Source organism: Brachybacterium sillae, assembly GCF_025028335.1.
GTDB lineage: Bacteria > Actinomycetota > Actinomycetes > Actinomycetales > Dermabacteraceae > Brachybacterium > Brachybacterium sillae.
In genome coordinates this window covers 104,186-123,898 of sequence record NZ_JAFEUW010000001.1, presented here as the reverse complement: position 1 = coordinate 123,898, position 19,713 = coordinate 104,186, and the positions used below count along the sequence as shown (strand labels likewise).

Below are 19,713 nucleotides of genomic sequence, written 5' to 3'. Positions count from 1 at the left end.
GGTGATCTCGCATCCGGCCGTGACGGGCCGGGCGAGGGATCAGTTGCCGGTCAGCTTGGCGCGCAGAGCGGCGAGGGCCTCCTCGGAGGCCAGGGTGCCCTCATCCGAGCTGGACGACCGGTAGGAGGTCGCGGTGGGGGCGACGGTGTCGTCGCCACCGGCCACTGCGGACTCCTCGTCGGCCTTGAGGGCCTCGGCGACCTGCGCCTTGTGGGCGGTCCAGCGCTCGTAGGCGGCCGCGTACTGGGACTCCCACTCCTCGCGCTGCTTCTCGTAGCCCTCGAGCCACTCGTTGGTCTCCGGATCGAAGCCCTCGGGGTACTTGTACTCGCCGTTCTCGTCGTACTCCGCGGCCATGCCGTACAGCGCCGGATCGAAGGTCGAGTCGTCGCCCTCCGGATCCACACCCTCGTTGGCCTGCTTGAGCGACAGCGAGATGCGGCGACGCTCCAGGTCGATGTCGATGACCTTGACGAAGACGTCCTGGTCGACGGTGACGACCTGCTCGGGCAGGTCCACGTGGCGCTGGGCCAGCTCGGAGATGTGCACCAGGCCCTCGATGCCGTCCTCGACACGCACGAACGCACCGAAGGGGACGAGCTTGGTGACCTTGCCCGGCACGACCTCGCCGATGGCGTGAGTGCGGGCGAACAGCTGCCACGGGTCCTCCTGGGTCGCCTTCAGCGACAGGGAGACGCGCTCGCGGTCCATGTCGACGTCCAGGACCTCGACCTTGACCGGGGTACCGACCTCGACGACCTCGCTCGGGTGGTCGATGTGCTTCCAGGACAGCTCGGAGACGTGCACCAGACCGTCGACACCGCCGAGGTCCACGAACGCACCGAAGTTGACGATGGAGGACACGACACCCTCGCGGACCTGGCCCTTCTGCAGGGTCTGCAGGAAGTCGGAGCGCACGGCCGACTGGGTCTGCTCGAGGTAGGCGCGGCGGGACAGCACCACGTTGTTGCGGTTCTTGTCCAGCTCGATGATCTTGGCCTCGATCTCCTGGCCGACATACGGCTGCAGGTCGCGGACACGACGCATCTCGACGAGGGAGGCGGGGAGGAAGCCGCGCAGGCCGATGTCGACGATCAGGCCGCCCTTGACGACCTCGATGACGGTACCGGTGACGACGCCGTCGTCCTCCTTGATCTGCTCGATCGTGCCCCAGGCGCGCTCGTACTGGGCGCGCTTCTTGGACAGGATCAGGCGACCCTCCTTGTCCTCCTTCTGGAGGACCAGGGCCTCGACCTCGTCGCCGACCTCGACGATCTCCGACGGATCGACGTCGTGCTTGATGGACAGCTCACGGGAGGGGATGACGCCCTCGGTCTTGTAGCCGATGTCGAGGAGCACCTCGTCGCGATCGACCTTCACCACCGTGCCCTCGACGATGTCACCATCGTTGAAGTACTTGATGGTGGAGTCGATGGCGGCCATGAGGTCATCGGCGCTGCCGATGTCATTGACGGCGATCTGCGGGGTGGAAGTGTCGGTCATGAAGGTCGGAACTCCGTCGGAACAGGGAATCGAGTCGGTACAGGGAACTGCTGTCCGCGCACTCCCGACGCACAGGCGTGAGCGATCGCGCACAGACTTCACCAGAGTACCAGCTCGGACAGTGGTCGGCACGCCCTCCGGACGTGCGACGGGGCACGTGCGGTGCGCCGCGGTGCCCGCCGGCTCAGTGGGCGGCCTCCAGCCAGTCGCGGCCGACACCGACCCCGACCTCCAGGGGCACCGACAGCTCATAGGCGGCGCTCATGCCCTCCACGATCACCGTCCGAGCGGCGTCGGTCTCCCCCTCGGCGACCTCGACCACGAGCTCGTCGTGCACCTGGAGCAGGATCCGCGAGGCGAGGCCCTCCCGGCGCAGACCCTCCTCCACCCGCAGCATGGCAAGCTTGATGATGTCGGCGGCGCTGCCCTGGATGGGCGAGTTCAGCGCCACCCGCTCGGCGTTCTCGCGGCGCTGCCGGTTGTCGGCGGTGAGATCCGGCAGGTAGCGGCGGCGCCCCAGGATCGTCTCGGTGTACCCGGTGGCGCGGGCCCTCTCGACGCTCTCGCGCAGGTAGTCCCGCACCCCGCCGAAGCGCTCGAAGTACCCGTCCCGCAGGGCCGTCGCCTCCGACTGGCTGATCTGCAGCTGCCGCGACAGACCGAAGGCCGACAACCCGTAGGCGAGGCCGTAGCTGACGGCCTTGGTCTTCGAGCGCATGGCCGGGTCGACGTCCTCGGGGGCCACGTCGAACACCCGGGAGGCGACGAACCGGTGCAGGTCCTCCCCGGAGCGGAAGGCCTCGATGAGGCCCTGGTCCTCCGACAGGTGCGCCATGATGCGCATCTCGATCTGCGAGTAGTCGGCGGTCAGCAGCGCCTCGTACCCGGGTCCGCAGTGGAAGGCCGAGCGGATCCTCCGCCCCTCCTCGGTGCGCGCCGGGATGTTCTGCAGGTTCGGGGTGTTGCTGGAGAGGCGCCCGGTGGCGGCGACGTTCTGGTGGAAGGTGGTGTGGATCCGGCCGTCGTCGGCGATCGCCCGCCGCAGGGTGTCGATGATCTGCCGCATCTTCGTCACGTCACGGTGCGTGAGCAGGTCCGCGAGGAAGGGATGCTCGGTGCGGGCGTAGAGGTCGGCGAGGGCCTCCGCATCCGTGGTGTACCCGGTCTTGGTGCGCCGCGTCTTCGGCATCCCCAGGCGCTCGAACAGCACCTCCTGCAGCTGCTTCGGGGAACCCAGGTTGATGCGCTCCCCGCCGAGGTGGCCGTACGCCGACTCCGCCACCGCCGTCTGCTGCTGGGCGTGCTGGGCGTCGAGCTCGGCGAGCACCGCGTCGTCGACGGCGATGCCGGCCTCCTCCATCGGGGCGATGACGATCGCCAGGGGCAGTTCCAGGTCATCGTGCAGGGAGGTCGCGCTGTGCTCGTCCATCTGCCGGCGCAGGATCGGAGCGAGCCTGTCGACAGCGTCGACCTGCCGGGCCAGCCGCACCGCGGCTTCCTGCTCGGCGTCCTCCCCGTCGGTGCCGCCGAGGTCGAGCTCCTGCTGGGCGCCGGCCGTCGTGACCTGCAGATCCTCCTGCAGGTGGCGCAGGGCGAGGCCCGCCAGGTCCGTCGGGCGCTGATCGGGTCGGCAGAGGAACTCCGCCAGCGACAGGTCCAGACGCCACCCGGCGGGGTCGAACCCGCGACCACGCAGCTGATGGGTGGCGAGTTTCGTGTCGTGCGCGGTGAGCGGCACCTCGGGATCGGCGAGCCACTGCGCCAGGGCGCGTTCGGCGGCATCGTCCAGCGCCGTCAGATCGATGACGGCGAGGGTGTCGCCCGCGGCGAGGGCGAGGCGCTGCGCATCCCCCTGGCCCCCGTCCCAGGTGCCGTCCACCACGAGCGCCGCGCCGTCGGCGAGCGGCCCCTGGAGCAGCGCGGCGACCTGCTCGCCGATCGGCCGCTGCAGCGCGGACAGGTCACGGCCGGAGGGGGCGGCCGGCTGCTCGGCACCCAGGCCCTCGTGGCCCAGCAGCACCTCCGGCACATCCCGGCGGATCGTCGGGCCGAAGGAGAGATCATCGAAGACCGCCATGAGGGTGGGCCCGTCTCCGCGGCCGAGGGCGTAGTCGGCCGGGTCCTCCGGCAGGTCGAGACCCGTGACCGCCGCGTTCATGCGGCGGTTGCGGCGCACGTCCTCGACATGGTCGCGCAGGTTCTGCCCGGCCTTGCCGGTGATCTCGTCGGCGTGCGCGAGCACGCCCTCGAGGTCGCCGTACTTCCCCAGCCACTTCGCAGCGGTCTTCGGGCCGACGCCGGGCACACCCGGGAGGTTGTCGGCGCTCTCCCCCACCATCGCCGCGAGGTCCGGGTAGCGGACGGGCGGCACCTGGTACTTCTCCTCGACCGCCTCGGGGGTCATGCGCCGCAGCTCGGTGACACCCTTCACCGGCTGCAGCAGGGTCACCCGCTCGGAGACCAGTTGGAGGGCGTCACGGTCGCTGGAGACGATCAGGGCCTCTCCCCCGGCCGCCTCCGTGCGGGTGGCGAGGGTGGCGATGATGTCATCGGCCTCGTAGCCCTCCACGGTCAGCCAGCGCACCCCGAGGGCGTCGAGGACCTGCTGGATCAGGCCGACCTGCCCGTGGAACTCCTTCGGGGTCTCCTCCCGGCCGGCCTTGTACTGGTCGTAGATGCGGTCACGGAAAGTGCCACCGGGCAGGTCGAAGGCGACCGCCACATGCGTGGGCTCCTCCGCGACGACCACGTTGAAGATCATGCGGGCGAACCCGTAGACGGCGTTGGTGGACTGGCCGCGGCCATCGGTGAAACTGTCGGCGGGCAACGCGAAGAAGGCCCGGAAGGCCATGGCGTGTCCGTCGATCAGCAGCAGTCGTGTCCCCGGGCCGAAACCCTCGGTCGTGGGCGTGGGGGCATCCTGCGCGGGCTCGGGCGTCATGGGGTGCAGTCTCACCCTGCCGGGCGGTGGTGCGCAACGCGGGGGCACCGCGCCTGCCCCGGGCGGCTCGGCTGTGGCACCCTGACGCCATGACGTCCTCCCCCGATGCCGACGTGGATCAGATCACCCTCGACCAGGGGCGCCGCATGCTCGCCGGCACCCTGTGCGAACGAATGGGCATGAACCTGGAGAGCCTGTCGGGGTCCGGCGGGGTGATGACCATGCCCGTGGAGGGCAACACCCAACCGGCGGGTCTGCTGCACGGCGGGGCGACGATCGCCCTGGCCGAGTCGATCGCCTCCTTCGCAGCGGTGGTGCGGGCCCGCGAGGTGCACGGGGAGGGCGCGGCCGCGGTGGGCACGCATGTCTCCGCGACCCACCACCGTTCGGGACGCAGCGGGAGGGTGACCGCCCAGTGCACGGCTCGGCACCTGGGACGACAGGTCGCCAGCTACCTGGTGGAGGTCCGGGACGCCGAAGGGACGCTGCTCTCGACGGTGCTGGTCGACACCATGCTGCTGCCGCCCCGATGAGCGGACACCCGGGCGGTGTGGAGACGACCCGGGCCCTGCGGTGACGATCAGTCGCCGAACGTCGTGGGGGACAGCTTCTCGATGCGCCCGTCGGCGCTCCACGTCACGGTGCGCAGGGACCCTTTGACCAGTTCCAGGGTCTCGTCGAACCGCAGTTCCCCGCTGCGCGGACGGTAGGCGATCTCGTCCCCGTCGGCGGCGGCGGGTCGGCACTCCTCGAAGGTCGTGCACTCCTCCGTGCCCTCGAGGAGACCTGCCAGCTGCTGGGCGATGTCGGTACCGGTGGCACGGCCGGCGATCAGCGCCGCGAGGGCGACCATCACCACCGCGTCATACGCCTGATGGGCGAAGGAGAAGTCGGTCAGGGAATGATCGCGGGCCAGCAGCTTGTACTGCAGATCCCGGTTCAGTTCCCCGCCGGCCTGCACCCCTGTGAGGTTCTCGGTGCCCTCCTCGCCCAGGGTGTCGGGGTCGTGGTCGTGGCTGAGGTACGGGCCGACGGCGATGGGCAGGCGCAGGGTCGGGCGACCGTCGGGGCCGAGCACGGCGCGGCGCAGCGCCGGGATCAGGGGCACCTCCTCCGGTCCGCCGCCGAGCACCACCAGGGCCGGGCGCGTCGCCACGATGGCGCGCGCGATCTCGTCGGCGTCGCCGAGGTCATCGGCAGCGTGGAGGGTGCGGTGTACGAGGCGGCCGCCCTGCGGACCGGCGACGCTCGTCAGGGCGGATTCCAGACTGGCTCCGCGCATGCCCCGGGGGGCGACCAGGGCGATCGTGCCGGGCTCTCCCTGGTCCTCCCCCCGGCCGCCGGACCCGATCGCCTGGGCGGTCCACTGCTGGGCGAGGACGGTGTCGGAGGCGACCAGGCGGGCGAGCAGTCCGCGGGAATCCACCGAGCCGGCACGCAGGTCGACGGCGGAGGAGTTCACCGATACCACCAGAATCCCCGCATCGACGAAGGCGGGCAGCGCCCGCTCCAGCATCTCGTCGGGCACGTGGACGATCGCGACCGCCGTCGACGCGGCCGCCAGCTCCTGCGCATAGGCGCTGAGGTCCTCCGAGAGGTCCTGCACGACATGCCGCTGGAGGATGTCGAGCTTCTGGTCGAACACCCGGCCGTACAGGTCGACGTCGATGCGCGCCTCGTTGATCGCGAGATCGACGACGGAGTCGTGCGCCGCCTCCAGACCCACGGCGGTGCCGATCTGCGCGATGCGCAGCGCCGGCGGTGGCGCCGTCGATGACGGGGCGGTGTCCTCCTGCCCGGGGCGCGGCAGTCCGGACAGGTCGCAGCCGGACAGTCCGGCAGCCCCCAACGCCCCTATCCCGAGGGCGCGCAGCAGGTGGCGCCGCGACCCGCGGACGTGCATCGGACTCGACCGCATCGAGGTGGCACTCGACGATCCGAGATGGGTCCGGGGGTCGCTCACGGAACGGGGAGTCCTCGGGTGGTGGCGGTCAGTCGCGACCGGTGGTGAGCTGGTCGATGACCGCGTCGGCGACCTCACGCATCGTGAGGCGACGATCCATGGAGGTCTTCTGGATCCAGCGGAACGCCTCCGGCTCGGACAGTCCCATGCTGCTCTGCAGCAGGCCCTTGGCACGGTCCACGCGCTTGCGGGTCTCGAAGCGCTCCTCGAGATCCTGGATCTCGGTGGACAGCGCCTGGATCTGCGCGTACCGCGACACCGCCAGCTCGATCGCCGGCAGCAGATCGGCCGGGGTGAAGGGCTTGACCACGTACGCCATGGCACCGGCGTCACGGGCACGCTCGACCAGCTCGGCCTGCGAGAACGCGGTGAGCATCACCACCGGAGCGAGGTTCTCCTCGCCGATCCGCTCGGCGGCGGTGACACCGTCGACCTGCGGCATCTTCACGTCCATCACCACCACGTCGGGGCGCAGCTCGCGGGTCTTGTCGATGGCGCTCTGGCCGTCGCCCACGGCCGCGACGACCTCGTACCCGGCCTCGGTGAGGGTCTCCACGATGTCCAGCCGGATGAGGCTCTCGTCCTCCGCGACGACGGCGCGTCGGCCGGCCGGACGGCTGCTGGTGTTCTCGACGTTCATGGTTCCTCGGAGGTGGGTGGGGGATGGGGTGGAAAGCGCACGGGTTCGTCCACGGGCACAGCACCTCGTATCCTAGTGCGGTCGCCTGGGCGTGTTCCGTCCTCGCGACTGGGCCGGGTTGGCGGAATCGGTAGACGCGGCGCACTCAAAATGCGTTGTCCGTGAGGGCGTGCGGGTTCGAGTCCCGCACCCGGCACCACAGCACTGCGGCGCCGTCCCCGTTCGCTCGGGGGCGGCGCCGCAGTGCACTGCCGGGCCCGTGGGGACCCCGATCCGCTCGGGGCCGTCCCGCGAGAGCCGGATCGGGGCCGACCCGGTCAGTGATCGTGCCGGTAGGCGATGGCGTCGGCCTCGATCCGGGCGGACTCGGTGCCGTCGAGGTCACCGATGCGGTGCACCCGCAGCGTGTTCGTGGAGCCATGCACCCCGGGCGGGGACCCGGCCGCGATGACGACGAGGTCGCCGGGCTGCAGACCCTTCTCCTCGCGCAGCAGCTCGTCGACGAACCGCACCATCGCGTCGGTGTCGGGCTGCATCGGCACCAGCTGAGCCTCCACGCCCCACGACAGCGACAGCTGGTTGCGCACCGTCTCGTACGGCGTCAGGGCCAGCAGGGGGATCGTCGGCCGCAGACGCGCCAGACGGCGGGCGGTGTCACCGGACTCGGTGAAGGTGACCAGGTACTGGGCGGAGAGCTGGTCGCCGATCTCCGCGGCAGCCCGGGTGATGGCGCCGCCGCGGGTGTGCGGGATGGTGCCCAGCGGCATGATCCGGTCGGCGCCGTTCTTCTCCGTGTTGGTGACGATCCGGGCCATGGTGCGGACCGCCTCGAAGGGGTACTGCCCCACGCTGGTCTCGCCCGAGAGCATCAGCGCGTCGGCGCCGTCGAGGATCGCGTTGGCGCAGTCGGAGGCCTCTGCGCGCGTGGGCCGCGGGTTGGTGATCATCGACTCGAGCACCTGGGTGGCGACGATGACCGGCTTGGCGTTGCGACGGGCCAGCTCGATGGCACGCTTCTGCACCAGCGGCACCTGCTCCAGCGGCAGCTCCACGCCGAGGTCACCGCGGGCGACCATGATGCCGTCGAAGGCGCTGACGATCTGACGCAGCGCACGCACCGCCTGCGGCTTCTCGATCTTCGCGACGACGGGGACGCGGCGCCCCTCCTCGTGCATGATGCGCAGCACGTCATCGACGTCGTGGGCGTCACGCACGAACGACAGCGCCACCAGGTCGCAGCCCAGACGCAGACCCCAGCGGAGGTCATCGACGTCCTTGTCGCTCATGGCGGGCACGGAGACGGCGACACCGGGCAGGTTGATGCCCTTGTTGTCGGAGACCGGGCCGGGCACCTCCACCACGGTGGTGACGTCGGTGTCGGTGACGTCGGTGACGCGCACGGTCACCTTGCCGTCATCGATCAGCAGGACGTCCCCGGGGCGGCAGTCACCGGGCAGACCCTTGAAGGTGGTGGAGACGCGGTCACGGGTGCCCTCGACATCGTCGGTGGTGATGACGAAGGTGTCCCCGACGTTCAGCTCGTGCGGGCCGTCGGTGAACTTCCCCAGGCGGATCTTCGGGCCCTGCAGGTCGACCAGCACGGCGACATTGCGCTGCAGGTCGGCAGCGGCCCGACGGATGTTCTCGTACACCTGCTCGTGGTCGGCGTGGGTGCCGTGGCTGAGGTTCATCCGCGCCACGTTCATCCCCGCATCGATCAGCGTGCGGATCTGCTCGTAGGAGTTCGTCGCCGGACCGAGCGTGCAGACGATCTTCGCTTTGCGCATGGCTTCCGATCTGTTGTGGGCGAAGGCCCGCGGACCCGCGGCCGCCGGGCCGAAGGGGCGCCGGGGGAACAGGTCGCGGCGCCGGGATCCTCATCACAGTGTAATGGGCGCATCCCCCGGCCGGACGGGAGCGGGCAGATCCGTGGCGCCCATCAGGTGGGCGTCGACGGCAGCGGCGCAGGAACGGCCCTCGGCGATCGCCCACACGATGAGCGACTGACCGCGGGCGCAGTCACCGGCGGTGAACACCCCGGGAACGGAGGTCTGCCAGGTGTCGCTGTGCGCGATACGGCCCCGCTGGTCCAGCTCCGCCCCGAGACCAGCCACGACATCGTCCCGCCGCGGCCCGGTGAATCCCATGGCCAGCAGCACCAGCTGGGCGGGAAGCACCTGTTCGGTGCCCGGCGTCGGGACCCGGCGCCCGCCCTCAAAGCGGGTGCGCGCCACGCGGATGCCCTGCACGCTGCCGTCCTCCCCCATCTCGAAGCCGGTGGTGGAGGCGAGGTAGCTGCGTTCGCCACCCTCCTCGTGGGAGCCGCTGACCTCGAACAGCACGGGATGCGTGGGCCAGGGGTGATCCTCGTCGCGTTCCTCCGGCGGCTGCACACCGATCGCGAGGGTCGTGACGGAGCGGGCGCCCTGCCGCAGGGCCGTGCCCAGACAGTCGGCACCGGTGTCCCCGCCGCCGATGATGATCACATCCTTGCCCGCGGCGGTGATCTGGTCGGGGACGAAGTCGCCCTCGACGGCGCGATTGGCCTGGGTGAGGTAGTCCATCGCGACGTGGATGCCCGTGGCCTCCCGCCCGGGCACCGGCAGGTCGCGGGCCACCCCCGCGCCGGTGGCGAGGATCACCGCGTCGAAGCGGCGGCGCAGCTCCTCGACCAACAGATCCCCCTCGCCGTCACCGCCGACGGTGACGCCGGTGCGGAACCGGGTGCCCTCGGCCCGCATCTGCTCCAGGCGCCGGTCCAGGTGCCGCTTCTCGAGCTTGAACTCGGGGATGCCGTAGCGCAGCAGCCCGCCGAGACGGTCGTCGCGCTCCAGCACCACCACGGTGTGCCCGGCCCGAGTGAGCTGCTGGGCGGCCGCGAGCCCGGCGGGTCCGGAGCCGACGACGGCGACGGTGCGTCCCGTCTGGCGGGTCGGCTCCACCGGCTGCACCCAGCCCTCCTCGAAGGCCCGGTCGATGATCGAGACCTCGATGCTCTTGATCGTCACCGGCGGCTGGTTGATGCCCAGCACGCACGAGGATTCGCACGGCGCGGGGCAGGCGCGCCCGGTGAACTCGGGGAAGTTGTTGGTGGCGTGGAGTCGTTCGACGGCGTCGCGCCAGTCCTCCCGGTACACCAGCTCGTTCCACTCGGGGATCAGGTTCCCCAGCGGGCACCCCTGGTGGCAGAACGGGATGCCGCAGTCCATGCAGCGACCGGCCTGGCGGGAGACGACTCCCAGCTCGCCCTTCTCCCGGGCCTCGTACACCTCACGCCAGTCCATCAGGCGCACCGGGACGGGCCGCGCGACGGGCAGCTCACGCGAGCGGGTTGTGAGGAAGCCGCGGGGATCAGCCATGGGAAGCCTCCAGGATCTCGTTCCACACCTCCGGGGCGTCCGGGTCGACGCCCCGCTCGACGGCGTCCTCCCGGATGCGCATCACCCGCAGGAAGGCCCGCGGGGCGATCTCCGTCATCCGCGCGAACAGCGCGTCCTCATCGGCCAGCAGCGCCCGGGCCCTCTCGGAGCCGGTACGGCGCACGTGCTCGGAGAGCACCGCGCGCACGAACCCGCGGTGCTCCGGGGTGACCGGGCCGATCTCGAAGGTCGCCGCGTCGGCCGGGTTCAGCCGCTCCCGGTCGAGGTCCAGCACGAACAGGGTGCCGCCGCTCATCCCGGCACCGAGGTTGCGCCCGGTCGGCCCCAGCACCACGACGGCGCCGCCGGTCATGTACTCCGCGCCGTGGTCGCCGATGCCCTCGACCACCAGTGTGGCGCCGGAGTTGCGCACCCCGAAGCGTTCCCCCGCGCTGCCTGCGAGGTACAGCTCCCCGCTGGTGGCGCCGTAGGCGCAGGTGTTCCCCGCGATCACGGCGGGGGCGGGCGCCGCATCCTGCGATGATCCCCCGGCGGTGCTCGCGGGGGCGTCCGGAGCGCCGGCACCGGGGCGGGTGGGTCCGACGGCGACGATCCCGCCGGAGAGTCCCTTGGCGGTGTAGTCGTTGACGTCGCCGCGCAGCTCGAGCGTCACACCGCGCGGCAGGAAGGCCCCGAAGGACTGCCCTCCGGTGCCCTCGAGCTCCACCCGGATGGTGTCATCGGGCAGTCCCTCCCCGCGGTGACGGACGGTGACTTGGTGGCCGAGCAGGGTGCCGACGGTCCGCTGGGTGTTGCGCACCCGGTCGCGGATCACCACCGGCCGCCCCTCCTCGAGGGCGGGCCGTGCCTGTTCGATCCACGGGACGTCCGCCGCGTGCTCCAGACCGTGCTCCTGCGCGCGCCGGCGGCGCACGTGGTCACCCTCCATGATCTGGGGGCGGGCCAGCACCGGGCGGAGGTCGAGACCCTCCTGCTTGTAGTGGCGGCGCGCCTCGTCGACATCGAGCAGGTCGATCCGACCGATGGCCTCATCCAGGGAGCGCAGGCCCAGCTGCGCCAGATGTTCGCGCACCTGCTCGGCGATGAACTCGAAGAAGGTGACGACGACGTCGGGGCTGCCGGTGAACCGGGACCGCAGCTCCGGGTTCTGGGTGGCGACGCCGACCGGGCAGGTGTCCAGGTGGCACACGCGCATCATGATGCAGCCGGACACCACCAGCGGGGCGGTCGCGAAACCGTATTCCTCGGCGCCCAGGAGGGCGGCGATGATGACGTCACGGCCGGTCTTCATCTGCCCGTCGACCTGCACCGTGATGCGGTCGCGCAGACCGTTCAGCAGAAGCGTCTGCTGGGCCTCGGCCAGGCCCAGCTCCCACGGGGTGCCGGCGTGCTTGAGGGAGTTCAGCGGGCTGGCACCGGTGCCGCCGTCATGTCCGGAGATCAGCACCACATCGGCATGGGCCTTCGACACACCTGTCGCGACGGTGCCGACCCCGAAGCGGGACACCAGCTTCACGTGGACGCGGGCCTGCGGGTTGGCGGACTTCGCATCGTGGATCAGCTGGGCCAGATCCTCGATGGAGTAGATGTCGTGGTGCGGCGGCGGGGAGATCAGACCGATCCCGGGGGTGGAGTGCCGGGTGCGGGCGATCCACGGGTACACCTTCTGCGGCGGCAGCTGCCCGCCCTCCCCCGGTTTCGCCCCCTGCGCCATCTTGATCTGGATGTCACGGGCGAAGGTGAGGTATTCGCTGGTCACGCCGAAGCGGCCGGAGGCGATCTGCTTGATGGCGCTGGAGCGCTCCGGGTCATGCAGACGCTCCGGGTCCTCACCGCCCTCTCCGGAGTTCGACATCCCGCCCAGGCGGTTCATGGCGATCGCGAGGGTCTCGTGGGCCTCCTGCGAGATGGAGCCGTAGCTCATGGCGCCGGTCATGAAACGCCTGACGATGGCGGAGACCGGCTCCACCTCCTCCAGCGGCACCGGTTCGACGTCCTCGGTGCGCAGTCGGAACAGGCCGCGCAGGGTCATGAGCCGCTCCGACTGGTCATCGACCATGTCGGTGTACCGGCGGAACTCCTCGTACTGGCGGGTGCGGGTGGAGTGCTGCAGACGGAACACCGTCTCCGGCGTGAACAGGTGGGGTTCACCCTCGCGGCGCCACTGGTACTCCCCGCCGACCTCCAGGCGCCGGTGGGCGAGGGCCTGCCCCTCCGGCGGGTAGGCGCGGTGGTGCCGGGCGGCGACCTCCGCGGCGATGACGTCGAGGCCGATGCCTCCCAGCCGACTGGTGGTGCCGGGGAAGTACCGGTCGACGAGCTCCTGGCCGAGACCGACGGCCTCGAAGATCTGGCTGTCGCGGTAGGAGGACACCGTGGAGATGCCTGTTGCGCCCCGGGTCTGATGCAGGCTTCGTTGTCTGTCACCGTGCCCGGGTGAGCTCGGCGGGCTGATCGTAGCGCGTGGTCCGGTACGCCTCCCCGACCTCGGCTGGGGAGCGTTGGGCGAGCTCGCCGTGGACGCGGCGGTGGTTGTACCAGTCGATGTACTCGGCGACGGCGATCTCCACGTCGTTGATCGACTGCCAGCCGCGTCCGCGTTTGAGTGGGTTGTGGATCAATTCGCCCTTGAATAGCGAGTTGAACGCCTCGGCCATCGCATTGTCGTACGAATCGCCTCGCGATCCCACGGAGGCGACCGCCTCGGCTTCAGCAAGCCGCTCGGTGTAGCGCACCGCACGGTATTGCACTCCGCGATCGGAATGATGGACTAGGCCGGAGATATCTTGGCCGGCTCGCTTCCTCGCCCAGATTCCCATTTCCAGGGCATCGAGCGCCAGGTTGGTGTGCAGCGAGGTAGATACTTGCCAGCCGACGATCCTGCGAGAGAAGACATCGAGCACGAATGCGGCATACACCCATCCCGAGAAGGTACGGAAATAGGTGATATCGGCGACCCAGAGGCAGTTGGGTGCCTTGGCGCGAAACGTCCGCCCCACCAAGTCACCCACATCGGGCCCCTGGTTGTCGCTGATCGTGGTCCTGGGGCGCTTGCCGCGCCGTAGGCCCTGCAGGCCCATCTGGCGCATCAAACGCTCCACCGTGCACCGGGCGACCGCGGTGCCCTCGCGGCGCAGCTGGGCGTGGACCTTGCGTGCCCCGTAGACCCCGTAGTTCTCCAGATACACGCGACTGATTTCCTCCTGACTTGGACCTCTCTGGGGTATCGACGCGGGTTTTGGGTGTATCGGTGCTGGTGAGCGCTTCGCGCGTGCCTGGAGTGACACACTAACCTCGATGTTTCATCGGGCTGGTGAGCGGGGTGGGTCGGCGTCGTTGCCGGTGTTGAGCTGCTGATTCTGGCATTCGGGTATGACAGATCGTCGCAGTGTCCGTTGCGGGCGGTCGGGTTCCACTCCCGAGAAGAGGAGCTGCTGGTCGTAGGGGCGGGTGGTCTCGCCGGGTTAGGTCTGTGCGACGGCGGTGCGGAGCCGGTTGACGCCGGTCAGGACCCTCACGGCTTCGGGTGCATGTTCGGCGAGGTGGAGGAGGTTGTGCCGGGCGCGGCGCACGAGGGTCGCGGGGATCTCGAACAACCGCGCGCGGAGCCGTTTGGGCTCCCACTTCCGCGCATCATGGCCGGTCAGAGCTATGGTCTGCATCCAGGCGACGAGCTCGCTGGCGATCTGGATGATCTGGCACCAGAGCTGATTCTGCGCGAAGCGCTGCAACGGGAACTTCTCAAGGCCCATGTCCTTGGCGTTACGGATCCGGTCTTCGCAGCGTGCACGGCGACGGTGACGCAGCTCCAGGACGGGGAGCTGGCCGCGCGGGGAGTTGGTGGCGAACGCGGTGATGCGCATCCCTTCGTGATCGGTGATCCGCAGCTGCGCCCCAGGATGAGGACGTTCCTTCCGCACGATCACCCGCATCCCGGCAGGCCACCCGGACAGGTCCAGCAGTCCGGTCAGCTCCGCCACCCACGCCCCGTCGCGGATCCCGTCGGTATCGGTGTCGTAGGCGGGGGTCCACGCCTCCGCCTCGTCGAGGCGTTTCAGCAGGTCAGGGGTGTTCGCGGGGAGGGTGAACCCCACTGAGTAGGCCAGACGCTGCCGCTGGAGCCAGGCCAGGAAGTCCTTGGTGCCGCCGGCTCCGTCGGTGCGGATCAGGATCTTCTTCGACCCCCGCCCGCCCCGGGCCAGCAGGCCCGCAGGCAGCTGCGCGAGAGCCTGCCGGGTGACGGTGATGTGATCAGCGGCGGTGTTCGAGCCGGCGTTGCCGGGGCGCAGCTGGATCGCCAGTGGTTCCCCGGTCCCTTCGCTGCCGTGGTCCAGGAACGCACACAGCGGGTGATAGCCGAACCCGCGTTTGAACGTCGGTGCGGCCTGCTCCTTCTCACTGTGGACGTTGATCAGGGTGGCATCGAGGTCGATGACCAGCGGGTTCTTCGCACTGACCCCCGCAGCCGGGGAATGGTCTCCGGCGAGGGCCCAGGCTCTTTCACGCGCGGCGCGGCGGGCTTTCGAGATCGCCTCGATCACGGTGGGCGCGTCCTGGGCGAGGGTGGTGAGCGTGCGGGAGATCGTGGGGGCCGAGGCGACATCACCGAACAGGCCCGGCTCGCAACGCAGCAGATCAGTATCCGAAGCATGCTCGCCGCCGATTGCGAGAGTGAGTGCGAGGTCCAGCAGGACCTTCGCCGCGTGGTGCTCGGCCAGCGGTTTCGTCCACGGAGCCAGTGCTTCCCGCAGCGAAGAGGCGAGGCCGGTGGCGTGGATCGTGTCGGTCAGCAGCACCGCGCCCGCATGCGAGAGGGCCGGGACCTCAGCGACGTCCACCCGCGGACGGGGGTAGAAGAACAAGGTAGGGTGGGACACCTGAAAGGTGCTCCTTCCAGCGGATGGGTACGGGTCTCAACACCTCGTATCATCCCAGGCCAGGAGCACCTTTCGCCATTCATTCCGCCGGTCGAGACCACACCCCCGTGAAATCTCGAGGTTAACCGGGGGTTGTAGAGTGCGGCGGTGGCCTACATCCGCACGGTGAAGACCGCCTCTGGGGCGCGGGCGGTGCAGATCGTTCACTCTACGCGGCGCGGGTCGAAGGACATCGAGCACATCGGCTCAGCGCACTCCGATGCCGAGATCGAAGCCCTCAAGGCCGCGGCGCGGCAGCGGCTGGCAGCGGGGCAAGACGAGCTCGATCTCGGGCTCGGCAGGCCCGGCTCGGGTGGGCCGTTGCCGATTACCACCACCCGGATGGAGCACCTGATCGGTGCGATCGAGCGTGTCTACGTCGATCTGGGCCTTCAGGCCGCGGCGCAGGGAGATGAGGTCTTCTTTCACCTGGTGCTGGCCCGCCTGGTGGAGCCGACGAGCAAGCTGGACTCGCTGCGGGTGATCGAGGAGACCGGCCTGGCCCCGGTGTCCTACCCGACCGTTAACCGGCGCCTGCCGCGCTACGCCAAGCCGGCCTTCCGTCAGGCGTTGGCGGCCGCCCTGGCCGCGACGGCAGAGCTGGGGCCAGCGGCGTTGGTGCTCTACGACGTCTCGACGTTGTATTTCGAGGCCGACGAGGGTGACGGTTTCCGGGAGCCGGGGTACTCCAAGGAGCGGCGGATCGATCCGCAGATCACCATCGGGTTGCTGACCGATGCCGCCGGGTTTCCGTTGATGGTCAACGCCTTTGAGGGCAACAAGGCCGAGACGAAGACGATGCTGCCGGTGATCGAGGCGTTCAAGGCCACCTACAACCTCACCGTGGTGGCCGATGCCGGGATGCTCAGCCACGACAACCGGGACGCGATCGAGGCCGCCGGGTTGTCCTACATCCTCGGCGCGCGGATCGCCGAGGTCCCGTACGTGATCGAGAAGTGGCTGGCCGAGCACCCCGGGCAGGGGCCGGAGGACGGGCAGATCTTCACCGCCAAGACCTTCACCGGCCCGGCCGGCAACCGCCGTGAGGGGCGAATCTACTACCAGTACCGGGCCGCCCGGGCGCGGCGGACGTTGCGGGGGATCGATCAGCAGGTCGCCAAGGCCGAACAGGCCGCCGCCGGCAAGGCCCCGGTCAAGCGCAACCGGTTCCTGACCGTCACCGGCGAGGAACGGGCCGTCAACCGTGAGTTAGAGGCCAAGGCCCGGGCCCTGGCCGGGATCAAGGGCTACCTGACCAACCTGTTGCCCGAGCAGGCGTCGGCGGAGTTCGTCATCGGCGCCTACCACCGCCTCTGGCAGATCGAGAAGTCCTTCCGGATGTCCAAGCACGACCTCGCCGCCCGGCCGATCTACCACCGCCTGCAGGACTCCATCGAGGCCCACCTGAGCATCGTCTTCGCCGCCCTCGCCGTCGCCCGCCGCCTCGAGCACCTCACCGGCTGGTCACTGAAGAAGTTCGTCACCACCGCCCGGCGCTACAAGACCGTCACGATCCGCGCCGGCGACCACAACATCACCGCCGCCGACCCTATCCCCGACGAGCTCCGCGACGCGCTCGACCGCATCCACCGGCCACCGTCACGCAGTGCTCACTAAATTGATAAAACTCGGGTCATCGAGCATCCGCAGCGCGCGCTCGCGCATCTCGGGAGAGTACTTCTGGTTCATCGTGTTCCATCCTTGCTTCAAGAACGGAACGAAACCCAGGATGCTTCTATGTGTTGTCAAGTCCGCTCTGCTCGCTGAGGCGGCGGTAGAGCTGGCGGGCTATGTATCGCTTGAGTGAGCGGCGGATTTCCTTGGTGGTGCGTCCTTCGGCTCGTCGGCGTTCGACGTAGGCGCGGGTCGGCGGGTGGTGCGACATTCGGGTCAGCGCGATCGACGATAAGGCTCTGTTCAGACGCCTGTCGCCTCCTCGGTTGAGGCGATGACGGGTGGTGTTTCCGCTCGAGGCGGGCACGGGACTGACGCCGGCGAGCACGGCGAACGCTGCTTCGGAGCGGACCCGGCCGGGGTGTGACCAGGCGGCGATGATCACGGCCGCGTTGATCGCGCCGATCCCGGGCTCGTCGAGCAGGATTGCGGCGTCGCTGGCGGCGACCAGCGCGGTGATCTCGTCACGGTTAGCAGCGAGGTCCTGATCGCAGACGGCAACCCGTCGGGCCAGCCGGATCGCTTCCCGGCGGGCTGTCGCGGTCGCGAGGTCCTCCTGTCGCGTGCGCCAGGACTCCATCGCCGCGAGCTGCTTCTTGGTGAGCGAGGCGCGGGCGTCGATGCCGAGGTCGACCGTTCGAAGCAGCGCGGTCAAGGCGTTGATCGACCTGGTGCGTTCGAGGTTGATGAGGTCGCGGGCGCCGATCAGCACCCGCAGCGCCGCGCGGACTCCCGCGTCCTGACGCGGATCACGGAGGTTGTCGGCATCGACGCCGAGCACGGAGCGGGCGATCAGTTCCGCGTCGATCTCGTCGCTCTTGCCTCGTCCGCGACGTTCACGTGCCGCTGTCGGGAACGACTCCACGACCCGGTAGCCGGCGTCCTGGCATGCTCTCGCGAGCCGGGCGCCATACGAGCCGACGCCCTCGATCGTTACGAGCACATCGGCCAGCCCGCTGGTGCGCCGAGCGATCCACGCGACCGCGCGTGATAATCCCGCCGGCGTCGTCGGGAAGGTCCGAGTGTCCACTCTGGCGCCAGTGCGCGCGTCGAGCACGGCGAGAGTGTGTGTTCTGGAATGGGTGTCCGCGCCGATGACATACGCGAACGTGTTTGCGACGATGGTCATGGTGACCGTGATCCTCTCCACTGGGTTGACGTCACTGCTGGCGTCGACCCGGGAATGGTCACTTCGAGGCAGGCCTGTAATGGGCCACGACCGCCGTGAACGGTCGGGCAAGCTTCTGATCAAGCCATCGGAGTGGGCAGGGTCGGCGCCGGCACCCACCCGGCCGGACAGATCCTGGGAAAGGCACCCCGCCGAAGCGGGAGGCCAGGCGATTCAAGAGTCACGACCAGACGGAGCACCAGCACCCACCCTGCCAGCCGACCCCAGGCCAGCCACTTCAGAGACTTACAGCCGATTCACGGTGACTTCCTGGGCAAAGGACAAGCAGTAATAGTGCGATTCGCTGTCTGTTCGGACCCCCGGGTATCGGTTCGCATGCCAAGTGCCACCGACGTCGTCACTTGCTTCGACAATCGCGGCGTCGATCCCTGCACGGCGCAGCAGGTGGAGATTGGCCAGGCCGCTGAAGCCGGCGCCTACGATGAGGACTTCACGATGCTCTGGGGCGTACTGCTTGGAGTTCATGTCAACCTTCCTGATGGTCGCTGATCGGTACGTCGCGCACATGCCGCAACGACGACGGCCAGGTTGCTGAGCAACCTGGCCGTCGTCTTACGCCTTCCCCCAGAACTGGTCCTCGGCGGGGCCGTCTGAGGAGAAGAGCCGGACCTCGACGATCCGGCCGTCCCGGACAGTGAGAAGATCCACCCCGGGCTGGTCCAGCTCTCGCCCATCTCGGTGACCCGTGAAGCGCACCGGGGCGGCCACCACGTCCTCGTTCGCCATGAGGGGGCCGGTCGGGGCCACCGCGAATGTCCCGCCGGTGGCCTCCATCATGCCGCCGATCAGGGCACGGATGGCATCCGGGCCGCGGTGCACGCCCGAGAAGCGGTTGTCGCCAGGCTGGTGCCACGCGACGTCCGGGTCGAGCACGGCCATGGCCTGCTCGACGTTGCCCTGGGCCAGATGGGTGAAGTAGGTTTCGACGGTCTCAACGGGGGGTGTGGCAGTCATGGTCAGTTCTCCTTCGTTCGATCCGCAGCAGGATCACCGCCCTCTGAGGGTGGCCGATGCTGTTGTGGTGACTTCAACGTAACCACGGAAGGAGTTCACCTGATGGTCACCGAACGTTCATGGAATCCCCTGCTCGCGACCTGCCCGTCGCGCACCTCTCTCGCGCGGATCGCCAACAAGTGGACCGCATTGATCGTCATCGCGCTCCAGCATCGGCGTCTGCGCTTCGGCGAGCTCCAGGCGGCCGTCGACGGCATCAGCAAGAAGGTTCTGGTGGACACTCTCCGCGACCTGGAGCGCGACGGGATCGTCGAGCGGATCGATCACGGCACAGTGCCCCGCCACGTCGACTACGGCCTCACGCCACTCGGCTCGACCTTGGAGCATCCACTTGGGGCGCTGGTCGATTGGGCGGCCGAGCACTTCGATGACGTCCTTGAAGCTCGTCAGGCCTATGACGAGAAAGCACTGGGCACCCCGCACGGCTGAGCCCCGGGCCAGGGCCACCATCCCACACGGCCGCCGGCGGCCCCCTCACCACCTCCGACGCGGC

At 69.4% G+C, this 19,713-nt stretch carries 14 protein-coding genes, 1 tRNA gene and 1 pseudogene; 4 read left to right on the top strand and 12 right to left on the bottom strand.

Translation table 11 applies throughout. The features are described 5' to 3' along the window. Window positions 1–39: 39 nt before the first annotated feature. On the bottom strand, window positions 40–1,503 hold the full coding sequence (rpsA, locus tag JSY14_RS00585) for a 30S ribosomal protein S1 (RefSeq protein ID WP_259556793.1): 1,464 nt from the start codon (window positions 1,501–1,503) through the stop codon (window positions 40–42). A gap of 184 nt (window positions 1,504–1,687) precedes the next feature. Further along, on the bottom strand, window positions 1,688–4,444 hold the full coding sequence (polA, locus tag JSY14_RS00580; protein ID WP_259556791.1) for a DNA polymerase I: 2,757 nt from the start codon (window positions 4,442–4,444) through the stop codon (window positions 1,688–1,690). Window positions 4,445–4,533: 89 nt separating this feature from the next. On the opposite strand from polA, the gene JSY14_RS00575 reads away from it, so the two are divergent. Further along, complete coding sequence (locus JSY14_RS00575) at window positions 4,534–4,977, top strand: hotdog fold thioesterase (RefSeq protein WP_259556790.1); 444 nt, start codon at window positions 4,534–4,536, stop codon at window positions 4,975–4,977. A 47-nt stretch (window positions 4,978–5,024) separates the two neighbouring features. On the opposite strand, the gene JSY14_RS00570 is transcribed toward JSY14_RS00575, so the two are convergent. Together JSY14_RS00570 and JSY14_RS00565 are read right to left on the bottom strand one after the other, a co-directional pair. Beyond that, window positions 5,025–6,407, bottom strand: coding sequence for a type 1 periplasmic-binding domain-containing protein (locus tag JSY14_RS00570; RefSeq protein WP_259556789.1), 1,383 nt, complete (start codon window positions 6,405–6,407; stop codon window positions 5,025–5,027). 28 nt (window positions 6,408–6,435) lie between these two features. Next, window positions 6,436–7,047 carry an ANTAR domain-containing response regulator gene (locus JSY14_RS00565; RefSeq protein WP_259556788.1) on the bottom strand — a complete coding sequence of 204 codons (612 nt, stop codon included), beginning with the start codon at window positions 7,045–7,047 and terminating at the stop codon, window positions 6,436–6,438. A gap of 112 nt (window positions 7,048–7,159) precedes the next feature. On the opposite strand from JSY14_RS00565, the gene JSY14_RS00560 reads away from it, so the two are divergent. Beyond that, a tRNA-Leu gene (locus JSY14_RS00560) sits at window positions 7,160–7,246 on the top strand. 118 nt (window positions 7,247–7,364) lie between these two features. On the opposite strand, the gene pyk is transcribed toward JSY14_RS00560, so the two are convergent. From pyk to JSY14_RS00535, 5 genes and pseudogenes are all read right to left on the bottom strand, one after another. Continuing rightward, window positions 7,365–8,834, bottom strand: coding sequence for a pyruvate kinase (gene pyk / locus JSY14_RS00555; RefSeq protein WP_259556787.1), 1,470 nt, complete (start codon window positions 8,832–8,834; stop codon window positions 7,365–7,367). Window positions 8,835–8,927: 93 nt separating this feature from the next. Then, a complete protein-coding gene (locus JSY14_RS00550; RefSeq protein WP_259556786.1) occupies window positions 8,928–10,406 on the bottom strand; it encodes a glutamate synthase subunit beta in 1,479 nt (492 codons plus the stop codon). Then, window positions 10,399–12,813 (bottom strand): annotated as a pseudogene (locus JSY14_RS00545) (glutamate synthase-related protein); the annotation flags it as partial. The gene JSY14_RS00550 and the pseudogene JSY14_RS00545, both read right to left, overlap by 8 nt. Before the next feature lie 37 nt (window positions 12,814–12,850). Then, entirely contained in the window at window positions 12,851–13,714 is an 864-nt protein-coding gene (locus JSY14_RS00540) for an IS3 family transposase (RefSeq protein WP_259556785.1), read from the bottom strand. Between the two features lie 177 nt (window positions 13,715–13,891). After that, a complete protein-coding gene (locus JSY14_RS00535) occupies window positions 13,892–15,304 on the bottom strand; it encodes an IS1380 family transposase (RefSeq protein WP_432803583.1) in 1,413 nt (470 codons plus the stop codon). A gap of 147 nt (window positions 15,305–15,451) precedes the next feature. Here JSY14_RS00535 and JSY14_RS00530 point away from each other — a divergent pair, with 147 nt between their 5' ends. Further along, window positions 15,452–16,960, top strand: a complete 1,509-nt coding sequence (locus tag JSY14_RS00530) for an IS1634 family transposase (RefSeq protein ID WP_432803582.1) — start codon at window positions 15,452–15,454, stop codon at window positions 16,958–16,960. Between the two features lie 118 nt (window positions 16,961–17,078). Here JSY14_RS00530 and JSY14_RS00525 read toward each other — a convergent pair whose 3' ends face one another. The 3 genes from JSY14_RS00525 to JSY14_RS00515 all read right to left on the bottom strand — a co-directional run bounded on the left by JSY14_RS00525 (window position 17,079) and on the right by JSY14_RS00515 (window position 19,160). After that, complete coding sequence (locus JSY14_RS00525) at window positions 17,079–18,146, bottom strand: IS110 family RNA-guided transposase (protein WP_259556783.1); 1,068 nt, start codon at window positions 18,144–18,146, stop codon at window positions 17,079–17,081. Between the two features lie 285 nt (window positions 18,147–18,431). Further along, window positions 18,432–18,671, bottom strand: a complete 240-nt coding sequence (locus JSY14_RS00520; protein WP_259556782.1) for an NAD(P)-binding protein — start codon at window positions 18,669–18,671, stop codon at window positions 18,432–18,434. Window positions 18,672–18,758: 87 nt separating this feature from the next. Further along, window positions 18,759–19,160, bottom strand: coding sequence for a nuclear transport factor 2 family protein (locus tag JSY14_RS00515; RefSeq protein WP_221845054.1), 402 nt, complete (start codon window positions 19,158–19,160; stop codon window positions 18,759–18,761). 102 nt (window positions 19,161–19,262) lie between these two features. On the opposite strand from JSY14_RS00515, the gene JSY14_RS00510 reads away from it, so the two are divergent. Beyond that, window positions 19,263–19,649 carry a winged helix-turn-helix transcriptional regulator gene (locus tag JSY14_RS00510; protein ID WP_221845053.1) on the top strand — a complete coding sequence of 129 codons (387 nt, stop codon included), beginning with the start codon at window positions 19,263–19,265 and terminating at the stop codon, window positions 19,647–19,649. Window positions 19,650–19,713: the final 64 nt, after the last annotated feature.

Coding starts and splice junctions, on each gene's coding strand:
- JSY14_RS00575 (WP_259556790.1), top strand. CDS start 4,534: ATGACGTCCTCCCCCGATGCCGACGTGGATCAGATCACCCTCGACCAG.
- polA (WP_259556791.1), bottom strand. CDS start 4,444: ATGACGCCCGAGCCCGCGCAGGATGCCCCCACGCCCACGACCGAGGGT.
- JSY14_RS00515 (WP_221845054.1), bottom strand. CDS start 19,160: ATGACTGCCACACCCCCCGTTGAGACCGTCGAAACCTACTTCACCCAT.
- JSY14_RS00550 (WP_259556786.1), bottom strand. CDS start 10,406: ATGGCTGATCCCCGCGGCTTCCTCACAACCCGCTCGCGTGAGCTGCCC.
- JSY14_RS00525 (WP_259556783.1), bottom strand. CDS start 18,146: ATGACCATCGTCGCAAACACGTTCGCGTATGTCATCGGCGCGGACACC.
- rpsA (WP_259556793.1), bottom strand. CDS start 1,503: ATGACCGACACTTCCACCCCGCAGATCGCCGTCAATGACATCGGCAGC.
- JSY14_RS00565 (WP_259556788.1), bottom strand. CDS start 7,047: ATGAACGTCGAGAACACCAGCAGCCGTCCGGCCGGCCGACGCGCCGTC.
- pyk (WP_259556787.1), bottom strand. CDS start 8,834: ATGCGCAAAGCGAAGATCGTCTGCACGCTCGGTCCGGCGACGAACTCC.
- JSY14_RS00510 (WP_221845053.1), top strand. CDS start 19,263: ATGGTCACCGAACGTTCATGGAATCCCCTGCTCGCGACCTGCCCGTCG.
- JSY14_RS00520 (WP_259556782.1), bottom strand. CDS start 18,671: ATGAACTCCAAGCAGTACGCCCCAGAGCATCGTGAAGTCCTCATCGTA.